Below are 19,258 nucleotides of genomic sequence, written 5' to 3'. Positions count from 1 at the left end.
CGCGCCCGGATCCGTTTCCCGTCACCGCGAACGGAGTTGCGTTCATAAAGAACGCCGTTCTCCCGCAAAGCGTCACATCGTCGAAACGCCCGCGCCCCTTTCCGCACGGGCGGACGATCTACCCTGGTCCGTACAGAGCCCGGCCGATGTCGCCCGAAGGCACCCCGCCCTCGCCCGACTGGAGCCCCGTGTCCCGCCTCAGCGCCGCCGTACCGCCCTGGCTCGCCCACGCCCTGCGCACGCAGCGGGGCCCCGTGCCGTGGAGCGCGGTCGTGCGAGGTGCCCTGGCCGCCGGACCCCTCCTGCTCGTGGCCGTCCTGTGCGGCCGTACCTCAGCCGGAGTCGTCGCGGCCCTCGGCGCCATGCTCGCCGGGATCAACGACCGCCCGGGAAGCCGCCGGGCCGCGGTCGGGCGGCTCGGCACCCCGGCCCTCGCGGGAGCCGGTGGGCTGCTCATGGGTTCGTACGCGGGTCAGCATGCCGGGCCGGTGTCGCTCACCCTTCTTCTCACGGTGCTCGGACTGCTCGCCGGAGCCGTCAGCGCGGTCGGCCCCGTCGCGAGCGGCGCGGGGACGCAGCTGCTCGTCGCCTCCGCCATCGGGGCCGGCATGCCGCTGCCCGAGCCCGGCTGGCAGCGGGCGCTGCTCTTCCTCGGCGGGGCCGGCTGGCTGCTCGCGCTGCGGCTCGCCCTGCCCACACCCGGAGCCACCGCCGGCGACTACCGGTTCGACGGAGAGCGGGACGCCGTCGGCGCCGTGTACGAGGCCATCGCCGCGCTCCTCGAAGCGGTCGGAGGGCCGGACGCGCCCCGCCGCCGAGTCGCGCTCACCGCCGCACTCGATCACGCCCAGGACGCGCTCGACGGACCCCGGCTGCGCCGCCGCGCCGGGTTTGCGGCCGAGCGGCGGCTGCACGCCCAGTGCGCCGCCGCACTGCCGCTCGCCGAGGCCGCGACCGCCCTCGCCTGGGCGGGTGACCCGGTACCCGCGCGGGCCGTGCGGGGGCCGCGGCGTCTCGCCGTCGCCGTGCGCACCGGCACACACACCGGCGCGTTGCCCGCGCCCGCCCGCTCCGCACCCGCCCTGCGCGCCCTCGACGACGCGCTGCTGCACGCCGCCGACACCTTCGACAGGGGAGGCCGAGAAGGCGGGGACGGCGGGTCCGGCCGAGGAGACCGGAGCGGTGCCGGAATGCGCCCGTACCTCCGGCGCCGTACCGCCATGTCCCTCGTGCGTACCGCCTTCGGCTCCGGCGGACGGGAGTACGGACTGCGCGTCGGGGTCTGCTTCGGCGCCGGCGTGGCCGTCGCCCAGGCCCTGCACCACACCCGCTGGTACGGCAGCCACCCCCACTGGTACTGGCTCCCCGCCACCGCCGTCTTCCTCGTCAAGCCCGATCTCGGACCGCTCGCCTCGCGGGTGATCTGCCGGGCCGCGGGGACGGTGCTGGGCGCCGTCGTCTTCGCCGGCCTCGCCGCGCTGCTGCCGAGGCCGGCCGGGCTGGTCGCCCTGGTGGCCCTGTGCGGCGCCCTGATCCCCGTCGCCACCCGGCACTTCGCCGCGCAGACCGCCGTCGTCACCGTCCTCGTGCTCTGCCTCGTCATGGTGGGAGGGGAACCGCAGGCCTCCTGGAACCGGATCGGTGAGACGCTGCTGGCCTGCGCGATCGTGCTGCTCGTCGGGCATCTGCCGGCGCTCGGGCAGCGCGGGGGAGGCGTACGGGCCCGGCTCACCCGCGCCGCCGAGGCCGCGCACGCCTACCTCGCCCATGTCCTGGACGACGGCACGACGGACGACCGGACGGGCCGGTGGGCGCTGCGCCGGGAGGCCTACCGCTCGCTCGCCGAGGCCCGCGCCGTGATCGACGTCGCCGCCGCCGAGCTGCCCGCCCTGGCCCGGCACGCCGACGGCACGGACGAGGTCGCGACCACCCTCGAACGGCTGGTCGACACCACCACCGCCTGCGCCGTACAGCTCGACGACACGGGGCGGCTCACCACCCGGCACACCGGACGGGTCGCCGAACTCCTCGACGAACTCGACGAACTCGCCGAACGACAGGCGGACAGAAAAATCTTGGTGGTTCGCCGATGAGTTCCGTCCCCGCCTCCGGTCACCACACCGAAGGCACCGTTCGGTAGGAGGGACACATGACGCTTCCGCGGATCGTCTCGCGCGAGGAGTGGCGCACGGCACGCGAGGAACTGCTGGTCAAGGAGAAGGCGGCCACGCGCGCGCGGGACGCGCTGGCGGCGACGCGGCGCGGCCTGCCCATGGTCACGATCGACAAGGAGTACGTGTTCGAGAGCGGCGACGGGAAGGCGACGCTGCTCGACCTCTTCGCGGGGCGCGACCAACTCGTGGTCTACCACTTCATGTTCGCCCCGGAGTGGGATGCGGGCTGTCGCAGCTGCTCGGCCTTCCTCGACCAGATCGGACATCTCGCGCATCTGCGGGCCCGCGGCACCGAGTTCGCCGCCGTCTCCCGGGCGCCGTACACGAAGATCCTGCCGTTCAAGGCCCGTATGGGCTGGACGCTGCCCTGGTATTCGTCCGGCGAGAGCGACTTCAACTACGACTTCCAGGCGTCCTTCGGGGGTGACGAGCCCTACGAGCGGCCGGGGATCAGCTGTTTCCTGCGGGAGCGCGACCGGGTGTTCCACACGTACTCGACGTACGAGCGCGGTCTCGACGGGCTCGGCTCCACGACCACTCTGCTGGATCTCACCGCGCTCGGACGGCAGGAGGAGTGGGAGGAGCCCGCGGGACGGGCGTCCGCGCTCGGGGCGCCGGCGGGCAGCGAGCGGATCCGGTACCACGACGAGTACGAGGACTGAGCCGGGTACGAGGGCCGGGACCGAGCCGGGTGCGACGGCCGGGACGGAGTCGGGTGCGACGGCCGGGACCGAGCCAGGTGCGAGGGTCGGGCCGGGTACGCGGTCGGGTCGCGTACGAGATCGCGTCGCGTACGAGAACTGACGGGAAACGCGCGTGGAAGGAGAGTTCCCTCACACAAAGCGGTGAACTGGTGTCGGCTACGTCTCAGTACCGTCACTGGGCGAGCCCTTCACCCCGCCTCTGGCGTTTAACTCTATGAGTCGCTCAACTTTTGAAGTACAGCGCTGCATGGAGGTACAGGGTGAACGGGCGAATGGTGCTGGAGCGCTTTCCGGCCGGCGGACCACGCGGTTCGTGGCCCGCCGAGGAGTTCGCGCACGCGTGCCGCCTGGAGGGTCAGGCCGCGGAGGTCGTCATGGACCTCGCGTCGGACGCGTTCCTGGTGGTCGTGCGCGGCGGGGAACTCGTCGAGTAGCGTTCCGCGCCGGATCAACCCGCCTTCGGCGCGGGCAGCTTCGAGGTGAACTGCTCCGCCTGCAGCGAGTACAGCTCGGCGTAGACGCCGCCCGAGGCGAGCAGTTCGTCAGGGCTGCCGGACTCCACGAGACGGCCCTGCTCGAGTACGTGCACAAGATCGGCGTGGCGGACCGAGGCCAGCCGGTGGGTGATGAGGATGACCGTCTGCCCGGTGCCCGCCAGCGCCCGGATCTTCTCGAACACCTCCAGCTCGGCCCGGGCGTCGAGGGCCGCGGTCGGCTCGTCCACGATCAGGATGCGGCCGCGGCGGTACGCGGCCCGCGCGATGCCCAGCCGCTGCCACTGCCCGCCCGACAGCTCGTGCCCGCCGCTGAAGCCCCGGGCGAGGAGCGTGTCCAGGCCGCGGGGCAGGTCGGCGACCACGTCCTCGGCGCCGGCCTCCGCGACCGACGAGGCGACGCGTTCGTCGGTCAGCGGGGCCGAGGCCCGTCCGACCGCGACGTTGACGCGGGCCGTGAACGGCCACCGCTTGAAGTCCTGCGCCACCATCGCGATGCGCCCGGCCAGTTGCTGCCGGTCGACGGTCACCACGTCGACGTCGTCCCACAGGATCCGGCCCCGCTCGGGCGCGTAGAGACCCGCGAGCAGCTTCACCAGGGTCGTCTTGCCCGAACCGTTCTCGCCGACGAGCGCCACGATCCTGCCCAACGGCAGCCGGAGGGTGACATCCGCGAGCGCGGGCCGGGTCGACGCGCCCGGATAGGTGAACGTGACGTTCTCGAAGCGGATCTCACGCGGATCCTCGGGGAGCGGATCGCCGCCCACCGGGATCGCGCGCTCGGCCGCCTCGACGTACAGACGCTGCAGGTCACCGACGAACAAGGCTTCCTCGTGCAGGGAGTTGACCTCCAGGACGAGGGTGTCGAGGCTCGCGGAGCCGGTGCGGATCGCGAGCACGGCCGTCCCCGCCACCGAGAGCGCCATCGCACCCGTGACCAGCAGCGCGCCGAGCGTCGCGTACGTCGCCACCGTGGCCAGCCCCGTCCAGGCCGCCGCGATCAGGCCGGTACGGGCGGACAGGCGTGCCAGCCGGGCCTGTTCCGCCTCCGCGGTCTCCGACATCGAGCGGAAGTGACGCAGCAGGAACGGGCCGACACCGTGTACGCGGATCTCCGGAGCCGCCTCGGGCTCGGTCAGCAGGTTGCTGATCAGATGACCGGCACGCGCGTGCTGCACCCAGGTGTGGAAGGACTCGTAGCGGCGCCGGGCGATGGTCAGGGAGCTCCAGGCACTCGGCAGGGTCATCGTCACGAGCAACGGCAGCAGAGCGGGATGCAGCACGGTCAGCACGCCCGCGGCCGCGGTCAGGGAGATCATCGCGTTCACGACGCGGGTGGCGATCGCGATCATGCGCCGGGCCGACGAGGCACCGTACTGCGCGGTGTCCAGCAGCTTGTGGAAGGCGTCGTCCTCGATCGCGGACAGCTCCACGGCCGCCGCGCGTTCCAGATAGAGCTCGGTCGCCACCCGCTCCACCTTGGGTTCCAGACGTCCGGTGGCGTAGGTGGAGGCCGCCCGCAGCAGCGCGGAGAGCAGCATCACGACGGCGACCGTGATCAGCGCCGGTACGGCACCGCGCAGCCGGTCCTGGACCGGGCCGCTCGTCACCAGTCTGCCCAGCACGTTGTTGACGGCCAGCAGACTCACCGCCTGCGCCGCACCCCGGGCCAGCTCGGCGACGAGCACGATACGGGCGGCGCGGCGGTCCGCCGTCCAGGCGAGCCGGAAACTGGAGGCGAGCAGCGCCGGCAGCCGGGTCACCATCGCCCGGAAGTTCAACTCCAGGAACGCGTCGGAGTGCTGGGACCATCCCATGTCGTAGCGCAGGGGGCCGCCGAAGAGCAGACGTTCCGAGGCGGAGGGCGCCGTCTTGCCGTGGTCGCGCCTCTTCTTCGGCGCCGCTCGCCGCGCCGCCCCGTGCTCCGTCTCCGGCGCCGCCCCGTGCTCCGTTTCCGGCGTCGACCCCTGCTCCGTTCCCGGCGCGCGTTCCTGTGCCGAGTCGGGTGGCGCTTCCTGTGTCGAGTCGGGTGGCGCTTCCTGTGTCGAGTCGGGTGGCGCTTCCTGTGCCGAGTCGGGTGGCGCTTCCTGTGCCGAGTCGGGCGGTGCCCGGCGTGCGGATTCGGGCGGCACTCCCCGCGCGGATTCGGGTGGCACTTCCCGTTCCGCTTCCTGCGCTGCTTCGGGCGCCGATGGGTGCGTCGTCCTCTGCACCGGCTCTCCTGCCGAACTCCCCACCGTGGGCCTCCCCCGGGTACGGACGAACGGTGCCCTCCCCAGGAACGCGCCCCTTCACGCACGGCGGCAACGGGGCGCGGGCGGCGACCGGCGCATTTCGGACCCGCCCGGAAGCCCCCGGTCGCGGCCGTCTACACGCTGATCGGGCGCGACCAGACGGGGGTCGTCCCCGTGATCCGGCACAGGGCCAGATAGAGCGGGATCGGCGGGGTGTACGGCAGGGTGCCGTGCGGTCTGTGGATGAGTCCGGGGGCGAGCGGCGCGTCCGGTACGACCGCGCCGGTGGCGTAGTGGGCGGGCGCGGGCCAGTCCAGGGCCACATCGGACTCGGAGGGCACGAGCCACCACCACTGCGCCCTGTCGGCGTACACACAACCCACGCGGGGCAGCCGCGACAGCAGCAGGGGACCGAACGAGGCGGGTACGGCCACCGCGTCGCACCCCAGCGGCACGGCCATTCCCTCGGGTACGGGGAGACGTCTGAGGGCTCCGGACGCGGCCCGCGCGCGCTTCAGGCGGACCAGTGTGTCCAGGCCCAGGACCTGAGCGGCGGGTCCTGCGGCTGACGTACCCCTCACAACCATTCGGTTCCCGTGGCCCACGACGATTCCGTCCCGGTGCCCCACGATGCCTCGGTCCCCGTGCCCCGCGACGACTCCGTCCCGGTGCCCCGCCCTTCGGACGCCGGCTTCTTCGCGGTCCAGCCGAGGTCGGACCGGGCCGATCCGGCGCCTGTCGAGGAGCAGCGCGGCAGGTCCGCCCAGACCAGCAGTCCCGGCCCGGTGTCCTGGGCGCCCCAGGCCCGGCACACGGCCGCGACGAGTGGCAGGCCCCGGCCGTGCTCCTCGTCGGGACGCTGCGGCGAGGGGCGCGGCTCGCCCGGAGCCCGGCCCTCGTCGCGTACGGCTATCCGCACCAGGTCGTCGTTGTCGTGGAGTTCGCACACCACCCGCCGGCTCGCGCTGTGCAGGATGGCGTTGGTGACCAGCTCGGACACGACGAGGACGGCCGTGTCACAGGTGTCGTCGGACACGGCCCAGCCGGCGAGCCGGGCACGCGTCAGATGCCGCGCCTGAGCGACGGAAGCCGGGTGTGCGGCCAGCTCGAAGCGGAACCGGCGCCCGCGGGCCGCGCGCGAGCGCAGCCCTGCGATGGCACGGAGACCGGAACGGTCTTCGGCGGTGTCTGTTCCTAAAGGCGCGGACGGAGTCACGCTTGCCACTATCGCCCCGCCGTGGACACTTGGCAAGTGTCACTCTGAAAAATGCAGAGTGCCGTGTGACTCCGAGAAGGGTCGTGGCACACTGCAGGCAACAGCACGCCGAGCGGCGCCAGTTGGGATCGTCGAAGAAGACGGACGAAACCCAGGACGGCGCCGCCCGTTCTGTCAGGACTCGGTGTCCGGCCCGGAAGCGGTGTCGCTCGGGGCTCAGTGTCGTTCAGGACTCACAGGACTTCAGTGGAGGTGGGACGTGAGCGAACCGCGGTCCGCGCCGACGGTCGGTCAGGTCGTCCTCGGCAGACGCCTGCTGGACCTGCGCGAACGCGCGGGCCTCAAGCGTGAGGAGGCCGCGCGCATCCTGCGTGTCGCGCCCGCCACGGTCCGCCGGATGGAGATGGCCGAGGTCTCCCTCAAGATCCCGTACCTCCAGCTGCTGCTGAAGTCGTACGGGATCTCCGACGAGGAGGCCGAGGCCTTCGTCCAACTGGCCGAGGAGGCCAACCGGCCCGGCTGGTGGCAGCGCTTCCACGACATCCTGCCGGGCTGGTTCTCGATGTACGTCAGCCTGGAGGGCGCCGCCACCCTCATCCGGTCGTACGAACCCCACTTCGTCCCCGGCATCCTGCAGACCGAGGAGTACGCCCGTGGTGTCATGAAGTCGGGCGCCGTGGGCCAGACCAGACCCGAGGACATCGAGCGCCATGTGGCGCTGCGTATGCAACGCCAGGATCTGCTCACCCGCGAGGGCGCACCCCGGATCTGGGCCGTGATGGACGAGACGGCCCTGCTCCGCGCGGTCGGCGGCCCCGAGGTGATGCGCGCCCAGGTCGACAAGCTGATCGAGGCCACGAAGCTGCCCAACGTCACGCTCCAGGTCGTCCCGTTCTCCACGGGGCCGCACCCCGGCACGTACGGGCCCTTCGTACTGTTTCGCTTTGCCATGCCGGAGCTCCCGGACATGGTCTACAGCGAATACCTGACCGGCGCCGTCTATCTGGACGAGCGTTCCGAGGTGGCGACCCACCTCGAGGTCATGGACCGCATGGCGGCTCAGGCCGCGACGGCACATCGTACGAAGGAGATCCTCCTGGATCTCCGCAAGGAGTTGTGAATGGACAACATCAAGCAGCGGATGCGCAACGAGCGGATCTACAACGGAATGCCGGCCCGTGAACTCGGCAGCGAGGGCTGGCACAAGCCCTGGAGCGGAGGCAACGGCGGCAACTGCCTGGAAGCGATGAAACTCGCCGACGGGCGGATCGCGGTGCGTCAGTCGGCGGACCCGGACGGACCCGCACTGATCTACACACCCGGTGAGATGACCGCGTTCATCCAGGGGGCCAAGGAAGGGGTGGCGGACTTCCTTCTCTCCTGACCCCCTTGCCCTCCTCATGAACTCTGTTGAATGCTGTTGAACCCCCCTAAAACAGTGCTGAATTGACCACTCATCGAGATACGAGAAGAATTCGGAGGCGTGCCGCAGAACCCGGAAGTGTGACGCAGCACCCGGAATTGTGAGGGTGCGGGGCGTGGCCGTCCCGGCGTCCCGGTGACGGCTGATGGTCAACCCGGTGGCAGCGCCTCGCACAACGCCTCCAAGGCCGCCCCGTACGCGTGTTCCGAAGGCGTCGCGTACCCCACCACCAGCCCGTCCGGCAGGGGCGTCGTCGCCCGAGGGTGCCGGAACTCGGCGAGTCCGTCCAGCGCGACGCCCTGCCACGTCGCGGCCTTGACCGCCGACCGCTCGGTCCCGGGCGGCAGTCTCAGCACCGCGTGCAGTCCGGCCGCGATCCCGGTGACCTCGATGTGCGGAGCCCGCTCGGCGAGCGCCTCGACGAGCCGGTCGCGCCGCTTCCGGTACCGCTGCCGCATACGGCGCACATGACGGTCGTACGACCCGGAGGCGAGGAAGTCCGCGAGCGCCAGCTGGTCCAGGGCGCTCGCCCATGCCTCCCGTTCGCCCTTGGCCGCGAGGACGGCGTCGACGTACCGCTCCGGAAGGACCATCCAGCCCAGCCGCAGCGCCGGCGACAGGCTCTTGCTGACCGAGCCGATGTGGACGACCCGCTCCGGGTCCATCCCCTGCAGGGCGCCGACGGGACTGCGGTCGTAGCGGAACTCCCCGTCGTAGTCGTCCTCCAGGATCAGCCCGCCGCGGGCGCGTGCCCAGTCGACCACCGCGGCCCGTCGCGCCGGATGCAGCGGGCCGCCGGTCGGGAACTGGTGCGCCGGTGTGAGCAGTACGGCCCGCTCCCGGTCCAGTCCGTCCACCTGGGCGCCGTCCTCGTCCAGGGGCAGCGGCACGGTCCGTACGGACGCGGCGGTCAGCAACTCGCGGTGGAAACCGAGGCCGTACGACTCGACGGCCAGCGGCCCGCAGGACCTGCGGGAACAGCAGCCGCAGAGCGTGCGCGAACCCGGAGCAGATCACGATCCGCCCCGGCTCGGCGCGTACGCCGCGCGTCCGTGTCAGGTATTCGGCGAGGGCCTCGCGCAGTTCGCGCCGCCCCGCCGGATCACCTGGCCCGAAGGCCTCGTTGGGCGCCTGCTGGAGGGCCCGGCGGTACGAGGCGAGCCAGGCGGAACGCGGGAACGACGACGCGTCGGGTGTGCCCTGCCGCAGATCGTGCCGGGGGCCCCGGGCAGGCGTGGGTGCCTTCTTCGGTACGCGCGCGGCGGCGCCCGGCGACACGGTGTTCCCCCACTGCCGCAAGGGCGTGGCGACCCGGGTGCCCGAGCCCTGGCGGGCGGTCAGCCAGCCCTCGGCGACGAGCTCGGCGTACGCGTCGGCGACCGTGTTGCGCGCCATGCCCAGGTCGGCGGCGAGCGAGCGGTACGGCGGCAGCCGCGTGCCCGGTGCCAGCCTTCCGCCGCGCACGGCGTCGCGCAGCGCCCGGATCAGGGCGGCCCGGCGTCCGCCCGGCCCGGACAGCTCCAAGTGCAGGTCGGCGCCGATCCGTTCCGCAGAATTGACCCATGTTTCCGCCATGGAAATGAACCCTACAACTGGTCTTTCCGCCCCATAGGTTCATGGTCATGACGACGAACACGAGCACGGGCACGAGCACGAACGCCGGCACGGAGGGTGCGGCGGGTGCGGCGGGCGTCCCCGCGGGACCGGCGCCCGCGCCCGCCGTCGCCGGGCCTCCCCGCCTCGACCTCGCGAAGTCCGCCCCGAAGGTCTTCCGGTCCCTGATCGGCTTCGACGCGGCGGCCCGGGAGGGGCTCGACCCCGCCCTCGTCGAACTGATCCAGATCCGCTCCTCGCACCTCAACCACTGCGCGTACTGCCTCCACATGCACACCAACGATGCCCGCAAGGCCGGTGAGAGCGAGGACCGGCTGCACATGGTCCCGGTGTGGCGCGAGGCCCGCCACTTCTTCACCGAACGGGAGTGTGCCGCCCTCGCCCTCACCGAGGCGGTCACCCTGGTCGCCGACGGCGGTGTCCCGGACGACGTCTACGCGCGGGCCGCCGCGGTCTTCGACGACCAGGAACTGGCCCACGTCCTCGCCCTGATCCTCACGATCAACACCTGGAACCGGGTCGCGCTGGCGACGGCCAAGGTCGCGGGGACGGACACCCGCTGAGGGGAGGCCCGGGGCCGTCGTGGGACCCCGGGTGCGGCCGGGAGAGCGCCCTGCGCCGTCGTCCGCCGGTAGCACGGATCCGCCGCCGGTCGCACGGATCCGCCCCCGGTCGTACGGACCCGCCTACGCCGTCATGGGGCGGTCGTACGGACCGATCGGCGACGGCAGGCTGGAGGCTCCGGTCAGTGCGCGGTCCACCGCGGCCGCCACCGCGCGGCCCTCGGCGATGGCCCACACGATGAGGGACTGGCCACGGGCCGCGTCCCCGGCGACGTACACCCGCGCAACATTGGTCGCGAAACCGGCGTCCCGGGTGATCGTGCCGCGCGCGTCGAGGGCCAGGCCGAGCTGGTCGATCAGACCGTCGTGCCGGTCCGGGCCCGAGAAACCGAGGGCCAGCAGCACGAGGTCGGCCGGGAGGGTCCGGCCGGAACCCGGGACGGGGCGGCGCCCCGCGTCGACCTCGACCAGATGCAGCGAGCGCACCCGTCCCCGGGCGTCCCCGGTGAAGTGGAGCGTGGACGCGGCGAAGAGCCGCGCGTCCGCGTGGGCCGTCGGCGCCGTCTCCAGGTCCCGGGCCTCCTCGTGAGCGGCCGAGAGCCGGTAGATCTTCGGATACGTGGGCCACGGCTCGATGTCGTGGTCGCGCTCGTCCTCAGGCTGCGGATAGATGTCGAGCTGGGTCACGGACGCCGCCCCCTCACGCACCGCCGTCCCCAGACAGTCCGCTCCCGTGTCGCCGCCGCCGACGATGACGACGTGCTTGCCGGCCGCGGACAGCGGCGAGACCTCCAGATCGCCCTCGCACACCCGGTCGGCGAACGGCAGATACTCCATCGCCTGATGGATGCCGCTCAACTCCCTTCCCGACACGTCCAGTTCGCGCCAGGCGGTGGCTCCCGTGGCGAGTACGACGGCGTCGTAGCGGGTCCGCAGCTCCGATGCCGTGAGGTCCCGTCCGATCGTCGTCGAGGTACGGAACTTGGTTCCCTCCGCGCGCATCTGCTCGAGGCGTCGGTCCAGGTGGCGCTTCTCCATCTTGAACGCGGGGATGCCGTACCGCAGCAGGCCGCCGATCCGGTCGGCCCGCTCGTAGACGGCGACGGTGTGACCGGCCCGGGTCAACTGCTGGGCGGCGGCGAGCCCGGTGGGCCCCGATCCGACCACCGCGACCGTCCGCCCGGAGAGCCGCTCCGGCGGGTTCGGTGGCGTGAAGCCGTCCGCCCAGGCACGGTCGGCGATGGCCACCTCGACGTTCTTGATGGTGACCGCGGGCTGGTTGATCGCGAGGACACAGCCCGCCTCGCACGGCGCCGGGCACAACCGTCCGGTGAACTCGGGGAAGTTGTTCGTCGCGTGCAGCCGGTCGCTCGCCGCACGCCAGTCCTCGCGGGAGACGAGGTCGTTCCACTCGGGGATCAGGTTGCCGAGCGGACAGGCCTCGTGACAGAAGGGGACTCCGCAGTCCATGCAGCGGTCGGCCTGACGACTGATGATCGGCAGCAGCGCACCGGGGACGTACACCTCGTTCCAGTCCCGCACCCGCTCCTCGACGGGCCGGCGCGGGTACTCCTCGCGCGGAGTGGTCATGAAACCCTTGGGATCGGCCATGGCCGTCCCCCTTGCCTGCGCGTACCGTCACGGAGCCGCACGGGCGTCGGTCACCTTCGGCCACGCCCTTCGGGCGGCACCCCTCTCCCGCCACGATACGACGCCTTCCCGGGCCCTGCCGCTCAGGTGCCGACCGGCCCGCGCCTCGGACGGGGGCCGCCGCGCGCCCCGGGCGAGAGCGCCCACGCCCGCTCGGGATGGGGGCGCCCCGACGCCCCCGCGTGCTCAGGTGAGAGCCAGCGTGTACGAGATCGCCGCGGCGGCCGACGCGACCGCGCGGACGTGGTTCCATCTCGTCCACCCGCGCACGTACGAGCGCCAGTGCACGGCGGCCTCCGGGCTGCCCGGGTCCGTCTTCAGCAGCGCGTCGTTGCGCGGGACGTTCGCGACGACCGTCACCCCGAACGACCCGAACAGATACAGAGAGCTGCCGAGCAGCAGCTCCACCGTCCCGTCCTCGGGCAGCAGCACGAAGGTGACCACACCGAGCACGGCGCACAGTCCGGCCGCCCCGACGAACAGCAGCATGAACGCCGGGCGGACCGCGGACGTGTTGATCGCGTTCATCGCCGCCACACCCTGTGCGGGGGGCAGCTCGGCCAGCCCCCGCATCACGAAGGCCGAGAACCCGTAGAACACCCCCGCCACCAAACCGCAGCCGAGCACCCCCAGCACCGTCAGCACGAGATACGGCCCATCGATCATGACAACCCCCGTGTCGTCGTTCCCCGAAGCCAAAGATCCTGCACGGCGCCCCCTGTCCCCACCAGTGAAATCCCTCGCGGCGACCGCGACCATGGCCGAGGTGCCCGGACACATGCGCGAGCGTCCACGAGCCGTCCACGAGCCGGTCACCGCCGCCGCGCACGCGGCGGAGGCCACCGTCACGCGCCCGCCGAGAGCTCGTCGCGCCACCCCTGGAGCCGTGCCTCCACGGCGGGCGCGATCCGCCGCCGCGCCTCGTGCCGCGGCACGCCACTCATCAGCAGCTGGTCGTACGGCGTGTCCACGTGCCGTACGGACGCCCGGACCGCCGAGGCCACCGCCCCCTCGGACAGCGCGCGGCCCGCCGCACTGCGCCCCACCCGCCCGCTCCCGCGCACCGAGGCGTGCGTGGCGATCTCCCGTGCCCGCTCGGCCGGACAGCCGGGGAACAGCCGGCGTATCTCCCACCCGAACGCGTCCGTGAACCGCTGGTCCTCGGCCTCCCTCCGCCGCGCGTCCCGCGCACGGCGCCGCCGCCGCGCCTCGGTGTCCTCCAGACACCACTCCTCGGCCCGGACGAGCGCCGTCTCCTCGACGAGCACGCCCTGCCGCTCGTACCGGCTCTGTCGCCGGTTGAACCGCACCACCACCGCCGACAGCGCGCTGCCCTCCCGCGATCTCCGCGTCAGCGCGGTGTCGCCGCGCGGCAGGAACACCAGATGCCCCAGGTCCACGCAGTCCACACAGCGCGGCGATCCCTCCTCCAGCACCAGCAGTGCCAGCGGTCCGGTCCGGCACTCGGCACAGTGCCGTTTCCTGAGCGGCTGGATGACGAGAAGTCCGCCGCGGGACGCGGGAGTCGCGATCGGTGCCATACGCAGTTCATTCCCCGGCCCGCCCCGGGACCCACGCCACGACCCGTCGTCTCTCCCGCGGGCCCTCGGCCCCGGGCCGGCCCGCTCACGCCGTCCGGTCCCTCCCCGGGCCCGCGAGTGCGATGCCCGGGCGCGGCATCATGGGCCTGTGCGACTCGAAGCGATCACCTGGGAACGGCTCGGCGACCTCCTCGCCGAGCGCCTGCTCGACCTGAAGCCCGACGACGGCGGTCCCTGGCCGCGGATCGCCTTCGACGGAGCCCCGGCCGCCCGCCCCGGCGACCTCGCGCACCGTGTCTCCGAGGCGCTGCGCATACGCGGCCGGTCCTCGCTGGTCGTCGGCGCCCAGGACTTCCTGCGGCCCGCGTCGCTCCGGTTCGAGTACGGTCACGAGGACGTCGACGCGTACTACGACGGCTGGTTCGACACCGGCGCCCTGTGGCGCGAGGTCTTCGGTCCCCTCGACCCCGGCGGGAACGGCCGCGTCCTGCCCGACCTCTGGGACCCGGCCACCGACCGCGCCACCCGCAGCTCCCGCGTCCAACTCCCGCCGGGCGGGCTGCTCCTGCTCCATGGCCCCTTCCTGCTGCGGCACTGGTTCCCGTTCGACCTGAGCGTCCATGTCCTCCTCTCCCCGGGTGCCCTGAGCCGCCGTACGCCGGAGCCCGAGCACTGGACCCTCCCCGCCTTCCAGCGGTACGAGACGGAAGCGACGCCGGGCACCGCGGCCGATGTGCTCGTCCGCGCGGACGATCCGCGCCACCCGGCCTGGAACGGCTGACGGCACGGCCGGCAGCGCCCTGACGGTGCCGGTTCGCCCGCCCCCGCGGAGCGCGCGCACCGACCCTCCCGGCGAGGATCTCCGGGTGCACATCGCCCGGGACGCGGCAAGAATGAGGGCGCCGGGACTAGCGGTGTGTTCCGCGCCGCGCCGGCCGTCCGGCACCGGGAGGTACTTCATGACCACTGCCGGAGACATCATGCACCGTGGTGCCCAGTGGATTCCCGCCCACGAGACCCTTGACCGCGCCGCTCAGCTGATGCGCGAACTGAACGTGGGCGCACTGCCCATCAGTGACGAGAACGAACGGCTCTGCGGCATCCTCACGGACCGCGACATCGTCATCGGCTGCGTGGCCATGGGCCGCGATCCGGCCCGGATCACCGCGGGCGAGATGGCCCAGGGCACCCCGCGCTGGATCGAGTCGGAGGCCGACGTGGGCGAGGTGCTCCAGGAGATGAAGGGGCACCAGATCCGCCGGCTCCCCGTGATCGAGAACAAACGCCTGGTCGGCATGATCAGCGAAGCCGATCTCGCCCAGCATCTGACGGATGATCAGCTGGCGGGCTGGGTCGAGAGCGTCTACGCGACGAGCATGACCCGCTGACCCTACGGAGTGTTCCCGTCACGCTTCTCGTCCGGTCGGCCGTGCCGGGCGGGAAGCATGTCAGAGCCAGCCGTTGCGCCGGAACCCCCGGTAAAGGACCAGGCAGCCCACGGTGATCACGCCTATGACGAGGGGGTAGCCGAACCGCCAGTGCAGCTCCGGCATGTTGTCGAAGTTCATGCCGTACACCCCGCAGACCATCGTCGGCACGGCGATGACCGCCGCCCACGCCGTGATCTTCCGCATGTCCTCGTTCTGCGCCACGGTGACCTGTGCCAGATGCGCCTGCAGGATCGAGTTGAGCAGTTCGTCGAACGCGGCTATCTGTTCGGTGACCCTGATCAGATGGTCGGAGACGTCCCGGAAGTACGCCTGTATCTCCGGATCGACCACACGGATCGGCCGGGTGGCGAGCTCCTGGACGGGGCGGGCGAGCGGGACCACGGCACGCTTCAGCTCCAGCAGTTCACGCTTGAGCTGGTAGATGCGGCCCGCGTCCGCCCGCGCGCCGTTCTCGGCGAACACATCGGCCTCGACCGCGTCGATGTCCTCCTGAACCGAGTCCGTGACATGTACGTAGTCGTCGACCACGTGGTCCGCGATCGCGTGCAGGACCGCGGCCGGCCCCTTGGCGAGCTGGCGGTGGTCGGCCTCCAGCTCCTCGCGCAGCGGGCCCAGGGAGCCGTGCCGTCCGTGCCGCACGGTGATCACGAAATCGGCACCGACGAAGACCATGATCTCGCCCGTGTGCACCACCTCGCTCGTCGCCGTCAGTTCTTTGTGCTCGACGTAACAGACGGTCTTGAACACCGCGAACAGCGTCTCGCCGTACCGCTCCAGCTTCGGGCGCTGGTGAGCCTCCACCGCGTCCTCGACGGCCAGCGGGTGCAGGTCGAAGAGGTCGGCGATGCCGGCGAACTCCCGGTCGGTCGGCTCGTGCAGTCCGAGCCAGACGAAACCCTCATCGCTCTTGCGGATGCGCTCCACGGTGTCGACCAGGTCGCGGCCGCCCGGAATCCTGACGCCGTCCCGGTAGGCCACGCAGTTCACCACCGCGGAGCCCAGCGGGGACCGGGCGGGGTGACTCAGGTCGACGCGGACGCGCCGCTTGGCCAATCGCGCCACCTTGCGCAGGCCGCCGACCCTGCCGAGGCTCGTGACCTTCCGCAGATTCCCTGCCATGGACATCCGGACCCCCTTGCGTGGATCTTCCCGCGCCGCACTCCGCGCCTTCGTCCGCCAGTCTGCCAGGCACGTCCGATCTCCGGGAAAGCCTGTGGGAACGGAATCTTCCGCTTCGCTTTCGGGAGATCGGGAAGCGTCGTCGATTCCGGACAAGGGGGGCAACTGGGATGATCCCTGCATGACGCGAACCGACGAGTATCTCCTCGACAACCAGCAGACCGAGGCGGGACAGCGCTTCGAGGCCTTCGCCACCCTCTTCGACCCCACGACGTTCCGGCACATCGAGCGCCTCGGCATCGGGCCCGGCTGGCGCTGCTGGGAGGTCGGTGCGGGCGGCACGTCGGTGGTGTCCTGGCTCGCCAAGAAGGTCGGCCCGACCGGAAAGATCGTCGCGACCGACATCGACACGTCCTGGGCTGCCGCGGCGGCCCGAACGCCGGTCGAGGTCCGGGTGCACGACGTGGCCGCGGAGGAACCGCCGGGGGAGGGCTTCGACCTCGTGCACGCGCGACTCGTCCTGGTCCATGTGCCGGACAGGGAGCGGGCGTTGCGGTCGATGATCAAGGCGCTGCGGCCCGGCGGCCGGCTTCTCGTCGAGGACGCCGACCCGGCGCTGCAACCCTTGCTCTGCCCCGACGAGCACGGCCCCGAGCAGCAACTCGCCAACCGGCTGCGCCAGGGCTTCCGCAAGCTGCTCGCCGAGCGCGGCGCCGACCTCGCCTACGGCCGCAAACTCCCGCGCCTGCTGCGTGAGGCGGGGCTGCGCGAGGTGGAGGCCGACGCGTACTTCCCCGTCACCTCGCCCGCCTGCGCCGCCCTCGAGACCGCGACGGTCCGGCAGATCGGGCAGCAACTCGTCACCGCGGGCCTCGCCACCCCCCAGGACATCGAGCGTCACCTGGCCAACGTGGCCACCGGCTCGATGGATCTGGCGACAGCGCCCATGATCTCGGCGTGGGGGCGCAAATAGGCCGCGCGTGTGAGGAGCCACCGGGGGCTGCCCGCGTGAGGGGCTACCGGGCCGGGGGCGCCGCTTCCGGCCTTCCTCCGACCCGCTCCACCGCCATCGCTCCCGCCTCGCACCCGCCCACCGCCGCCGCCTCGGGTTCGGCGCCCGCGAGCAGGGCGGCGAGGAACGCGCCGGTGAACGCGTCACCGGCGCCCGTGGTGTCCCGGGCCGTCGCGGGCGCCGCCGGAACGTGTGCCCGCACGGTGCCCGAGCGGGCCACGAGGGCGCCGTCGCCGCCCAGTTTCGCGACGACCAGCGGAATGCGACGGCTCAACTCGGCCGCGGCGTCCGCCGGATCGGGCAGACCGGTCAGCAGGCACGCCTCGTCGCGGCTGGGCAGCAGCAGGTCGACGTCCTCGGCGAGCGCGAGGAAACGGTCCACGCCCAGTTTCGCGAGGAAGCCCGCCGACGCCGGGTCCAGACTGACCGGTACACCCCGCGCGCGTGCCGACTCCAGGGCCGCCGAGGCCAGCGCCCGGCTCGGTTCGGAGAAGAACAGATAGCCCGACAGATGCAGCCGCGCGACACCGTCGAGCAGCGTGGACGACCAGTCGCCGGGATCGAGCCGCAGCGAGGCCCCGCTGTCCGTGAGGAACGTCCGCTCGGCCGAGGCGCCCTGGTCCACCAGACAGATCACCGTCCCGGTCGGCGCCTCGGGATCGACGACGAGCAGGGGACGTACACCGCAGGCCGACAGCTCGCGTTCGTGCCAGGCGGCGGCATCCGCCCCCACCCGGCCGAGCAGCCGTACGTCCGGACAGCCCCGATGGGCCGCCCAGCAGGCGACGTTGGCACCGGCCCCGCCCGGCAGGGTGCGGACCGCCGCGGCCGTGTCGGTGCCCGCCGCGAGCGGCCCTCGATGCCGGGCGACGACGTCCGTGATCACATCACCGACGACGAGCAGCGCCCCGGGGACATCCGGGTGCGGCCCCGCGCCGTGCCCCGCCCTACTCCGCGCACGTCTCCCCGCATCGACCGTGTTGGACCGGTCGGACCGGTCGGACCGGTCGGACCGGGGGAAGTGGTCGGCCCGGCCGGCTCGGGCGTCGGGCTGAGCGGCGCCGTCGGGACGGTCGGCATCCGGGCCCGGGTCGCCGCGATCCGTCCCGCTCACGCCCCGGCCCAGGCCGCCGCGATCCGTCCCGCGAGTCGTACGTTGCCCCGCACCGCCGCCAGATTGGCGCTGAGCGACGCACCGTCGGTGTGCCGCACCAGGTAGTCGAGCAGGAACGGCGTCACGGCCTGTCCGGTCACGCCCTCGGCCTCGCACGCGTGCAGCGCGTCGGCGAGCACGCGCGCGTGGAGCGCCGGTTCGAGCTGCTCCTCCTCAGGGACGGGGTTCGCGACGATCAGCGCCGATTCCGGTCCGTCCAGCGCGTCCTGCGCGCGCATGACGTCCGCCACCTGACCGGGAGAACCCAGCGTCCAGTCCACGGGATGGCCCGAGTCGGACAGATAGAAGCCGGGGAAGCGGTCGGTGCCGTACCCGGCCACCGCGACGCCGAGCGTCTCCAGGCGCTGCAAGGTCGCCGGCACGTCGAGGATCGACTTCACGCCCGCGCACACCACCGTGATCCGGGTACGCGCCAGCAGGCCCAGGTCGGCCGACTCGTCCTGCGTCGCGGTCCACTCCCGGTGCACGCCGCCGAGGCCACCCGTCGCGAACACCCGTACGCCCGCGAGGGCGGCCAGCAGCGCCGTCGCGGACACGGTCGTCGCCCCGCTCGCGCCCGTCGCCACCGCGAGCGGCAGATCGCGGTGCCCGAGCTTGCGGATGCCGTCCTCGTTCGCGACCCGTTCCACCTGCTCCTTGTCCAGTCCGACATGGGGCCGCCCGTCCAGCACGGCGACCGTCGCGGGTACGGCACCCTCCCGCCGTACGACGTCCTCCAGTTCCAGCGCGACCTGCAGATTGCGCGGACGCGGCAGCCCGTGCGCGATGATCGTCGACTCCAGGGCCACCACCGGCCGGCGCGCGTCGAGCGCCTCCCGCACCTCTTCGGACACCACGATCACGCGCCTGCCTCCTGTCTGTCGCCTTTCCTCATCTCTGGCGGGCGGCG

At 72.4% G+C, this 19,258-nt stretch carries 18 protein-coding genes and 1 pseudogene; 9 read left to right on the top strand and 10 right to left on the bottom strand.

Annotated features, from left to right (window positions below; all coding sequences use genetic code 11):
* The first annotated feature begins 188 nt into the window (after nucleotides 1-188).
* The 3 genes from HEP85_RS10860 (at nucleotide 189) to HEP85_RS10850 (ending at nucleotide 3,312) form a co-directional block, all read left to right on the top strand.
* Nucleotides 189-2,093, top strand: a complete 1,905-nt coding sequence (locus HEP85_RS10860) for an FUSC family protein (protein ID WP_369657677.1) — start codon at nucleotides 189-191, stop codon at nucleotides 2,091-2,093.
* Between the two features lie 56 nt (nucleotides 2,094-2,149).
* Nucleotides 2,150-2,836: a DUF899 domain-containing protein gene (locus tag HEP85_RS10855; protein ID WP_168527600.1), complete on the top strand. Its 687-nt coding sequence runs from the start codon at nucleotides 2,150-2,152 to the stop codon at nucleotides 2,834-2,836.
* Nucleotides 2,837-3,138: 302 nt separating this feature from the next.
* Nucleotides 3,139-3,312 (top strand): hypothetical protein, encoded by a 174-nt coding sequence (locus HEP85_RS10850; RefSeq protein ID WP_168524945.1) that lies wholly within the window; start codon nucleotides 3,139-3,141, stop codon nucleotides 3,310-3,312.
* Between the two features lie 14 nt (nucleotides 3,313-3,326).
* Here HEP85_RS10850 and HEP85_RS10845 read toward each other — a convergent pair whose 3' ends face one another.
* The 3 genes from HEP85_RS10845 to HEP85_RS10835 form a co-directional block, all read right to left on the bottom strand.
* The gene (locus HEP85_RS10845; RefSeq protein WP_168527599.1) at nucleotides 3,327-5,189 is read right to left on the bottom strand and encodes an ABC transporter ATP-binding protein; all 1,863 of its coding nucleotides are present in this window, start codon (nucleotides 5,187-5,189) and stop codon (nucleotides 3,327-3,329) included.
* Nucleotides 5,190-5,740: 551 nt separating this feature from the next.
* On the bottom strand, nucleotides 5,741-6,193 hold the full coding sequence (locus tag HEP85_RS10840; RefSeq protein WP_168527598.1) for a hypothetical protein: 453 nt from the start codon (nucleotides 6,191-6,193) through the stop codon (nucleotides 5,741-5,743).
* The gene (locus tag HEP85_RS10835; protein ID WP_168527597.1) at nucleotides 6,184-6,831 is read right to left on the bottom strand and encodes an ATP-binding protein; all 648 of its coding nucleotides are present in this window, start codon (nucleotides 6,829-6,831) and stop codon (nucleotides 6,184-6,186) included. The genes HEP85_RS10840 and HEP85_RS10835 overlap by 10 nt, the downstream gene beginning before the upstream one ends.
* A 250-nt stretch (nucleotides 6,832-7,081) precedes the next feature.
* Here HEP85_RS10835 and HEP85_RS10830 point away from each other — a divergent pair, with 250 nt between their 5' ends.
* Nucleotides 7,082-7,942 (top strand): helix-turn-helix transcriptional regulator, encoded by an 861-nt coding sequence (locus HEP85_RS10830; RefSeq protein ID WP_168527596.1) that lies wholly within the window; start codon nucleotides 7,082-7,084, stop codon nucleotides 7,940-7,942.
* Nucleotides 7,943-8,206, top strand: a complete 264-nt coding sequence (locus HEP85_RS10825) for a DUF397 domain-containing protein (RefSeq protein ID WP_148013473.1) — start codon at nucleotides 7,943-7,945, stop codon at nucleotides 8,204-8,206.
* Nucleotides 8,207-8,394: 188 nt separating this feature from the next.
* Here HEP85_RS10825 and HEP85_RS10820 read toward each other — a convergent pair.
* Nucleotides 8,395-9,820: pseudogene (locus HEP85_RS10820) on the bottom strand (PLP-dependent aminotransferase family protein).
* 47 nt (nucleotides 9,821-9,867) lie between these two features.
* Here HEP85_RS10820 and HEP85_RS10815 point away from each other — a divergent pair.
* Entirely contained in the window at nucleotides 9,868-10,422 is a 555-nt protein-coding gene (locus HEP85_RS10815; RefSeq protein WP_369657676.1) for a carboxymuconolactone decarboxylase family protein, read from the top strand.
* Nucleotides 10,423-10,545: 123 nt separating this feature from the next.
* Here the strand turns inward: HEP85_RS10815 and HEP85_RS10810 are convergent, their stop codons facing one another.
* The 3 genes from HEP85_RS10810 to HEP85_RS10800 all read right to left on the bottom strand — a co-directional run bounded on the left by HEP85_RS10810 (nucleotide 10,546) and on the right by HEP85_RS10800 (nucleotide 13,613).
* Nucleotides 10,546-12,033: a glutamate synthase subunit beta gene (locus HEP85_RS10810; protein WP_168527595.1), complete on the bottom strand. Its 1,488-nt coding sequence runs from the start codon at nucleotides 12,031-12,033 to the stop codon at nucleotides 10,546-10,548.
* 225 nt (nucleotides 12,034-12,258) lie between these two features.
* On the bottom strand, nucleotides 12,259-12,738 hold the full coding sequence (locus tag HEP85_RS10805; RefSeq protein ID WP_168527594.1) for a DUF1772 domain-containing protein: 480 nt from the start codon (nucleotides 12,736-12,738) through the stop codon (nucleotides 12,259-12,261).
* Nucleotides 12,739-12,917: 179 nt separating this feature from the next.
* Nucleotides 12,918-13,613, bottom strand: coding sequence for a DUF2293 domain-containing protein (locus tag HEP85_RS10800; RefSeq protein ID WP_329287087.1), 696 nt, complete (start codon nucleotides 13,611-13,613; stop codon nucleotides 12,918-12,920).
* 148 nt (nucleotides 13,614-13,761) lie between these two features.
* Between HEP85_RS10800 and HEP85_RS10795 the strand changes: the two genes are divergently transcribed.
* Nucleotides 13,762-14,394, top strand: coding sequence for a uridine kinase (locus HEP85_RS10795; RefSeq protein ID WP_168527593.1), 633 nt, complete (start codon nucleotides 13,762-13,764; stop codon nucleotides 14,392-14,394).
* A 178-nt stretch (nucleotides 14,395-14,572) separates the two neighbouring features.
* On the top strand, nucleotides 14,573-15,001 hold the full coding sequence (locus HEP85_RS10790; RefSeq protein ID WP_168527592.1) for a CBS domain-containing protein: 429 nt from the start codon (nucleotides 14,573-14,575) through the stop codon (nucleotides 14,999-15,001).
* Nucleotides 15,002-15,061: 60 nt separating this feature from the next.
* On the opposite strand, the gene corA is transcribed toward HEP85_RS10790, so the two are convergent.
* Entirely contained in the window at nucleotides 15,062-16,189 is a 1,128-nt protein-coding gene (gene corA, locus HEP85_RS10785; RefSeq protein ID WP_168527591.1) for a magnesium/cobalt transporter CorA, read from the bottom strand.
* A 175-nt stretch (nucleotides 16,190-16,364) separates the two neighbouring features.
* Between corA and HEP85_RS10780 the strand changes: the two genes are divergently transcribed.
* Nucleotides 16,365-17,156, top strand: coding sequence for a class I SAM-dependent methyltransferase (locus HEP85_RS10780; protein WP_168527590.1), 792 nt, complete (start codon nucleotides 16,365-16,367; stop codon nucleotides 17,154-17,156).
* 43 nt (nucleotides 17,157-17,199) lie between these two features.
* Here the strand turns inward: HEP85_RS10780 and HEP85_RS10775 are convergent, their stop codons facing one another.
* Both HEP85_RS10775 and HEP85_RS10770 read right to left on the bottom strand, forming a co-directional pair.
* The gene (locus HEP85_RS10775; RefSeq protein WP_168533517.1) at nucleotides 17,200-18,099 is read right to left on the bottom strand and encodes a carbohydrate kinase family protein; all 900 of its coding nucleotides are present in this window, start codon (nucleotides 18,097-18,099) and stop codon (nucleotides 17,200-17,202) included.
* 206 nt (nucleotides 18,100-18,305) lie between these two features.
* Nucleotides 18,306-19,211 (bottom strand): pseudouridine-5'-phosphate glycosidase, encoded by a 906-nt coding sequence (locus tag HEP85_RS10770; protein ID WP_168527589.1) that lies wholly within the window; start codon nucleotides 19,209-19,211, stop codon nucleotides 18,306-18,308.
* Nucleotides 19,212-19,258: the final 47 nt, after the last annotated feature.

The organism is Streptomyces sp. RPA4-2, assembly GCF_012273515.2.
In the GTDB taxonomy this organism is placed as follows: domain Bacteria; phylum Actinomycetota; class Actinomycetes; order Streptomycetales; family Streptomycetaceae; genus Streptomyces; species Streptomyces kaempferi.
The sequence above is the reverse complement of the archived record's forward strand: the minus strand, read 5'-3'. Positions and strand labels throughout refer to the sequence as shown.

Coding starts and splice junctions, on each gene's coding strand:
- HEP85_RS10800 (WP_329287087.1), bottom strand. CDS start 13,613: ATGGCACCGATCGCGACTCCCGCGTCCCGCGGCGGACTTCTCGTCATC.
- HEP85_RS10840 (WP_168527598.1), bottom strand. CDS start 6,193: ATGGTTGTGAGGGGTACGTCAGCCGCAGGACCCGCCGCTCAGGTCCTG.
- HEP85_RS10815 (WP_369657676.1), top strand. CDS start 9,868: ATGACGACGAACACGAGCACGGGCACGAGCACGAACGCCGGCACGGAG.
- HEP85_RS10810 (WP_168527595.1), bottom strand. CDS start 12,033: ATGGCCGATCCCAAGGGTTTCATGACCACTCCGCGCGAGGAGTACCCG.
- corA (WP_168527591.1), bottom strand. CDS start 16,189: ATGTCCATGGCAGGGAATCTGCGGAAGGTCACGAGCCTCGGCAGGGTC.
- HEP85_RS10855 (WP_168527600.1), top strand. CDS start 2,150: ATGACGCTTCCGCGGATCGTCTCGCGCGAGGAGTGGCGCACGGCACGC.
- HEP85_RS10825 (WP_148013473.1), top strand. CDS start 7,943: ATGGACAACATCAAGCAGCGGATGCGCAACGAGCGGATCTACAACGGA.
- HEP85_RS10805 (WP_168527594.1), bottom strand. CDS start 12,738: ATGATCGATGGGCCGTATCTCGTGCTGACGGTGCTGGGGGTGCTCGGC.
- HEP85_RS10790 (WP_168527592.1), top strand. CDS start 14,573: ATGACCACTGCCGGAGACATCATGCACCGTGGTGCCCAGTGGATTCCC.
- HEP85_RS10780 (WP_168527590.1), top strand. CDS start 16,365: ATGACGCGAACCGACGAGTATCTCCTCGACAACCAGCAGACCGAGGCG.
- HEP85_RS10845 (WP_168527599.1), bottom strand. CDS start 5,189: ATGGGATGGTCCCAGCACTCCGACGCGTTCCTGGAGTTGAACTTCCGG.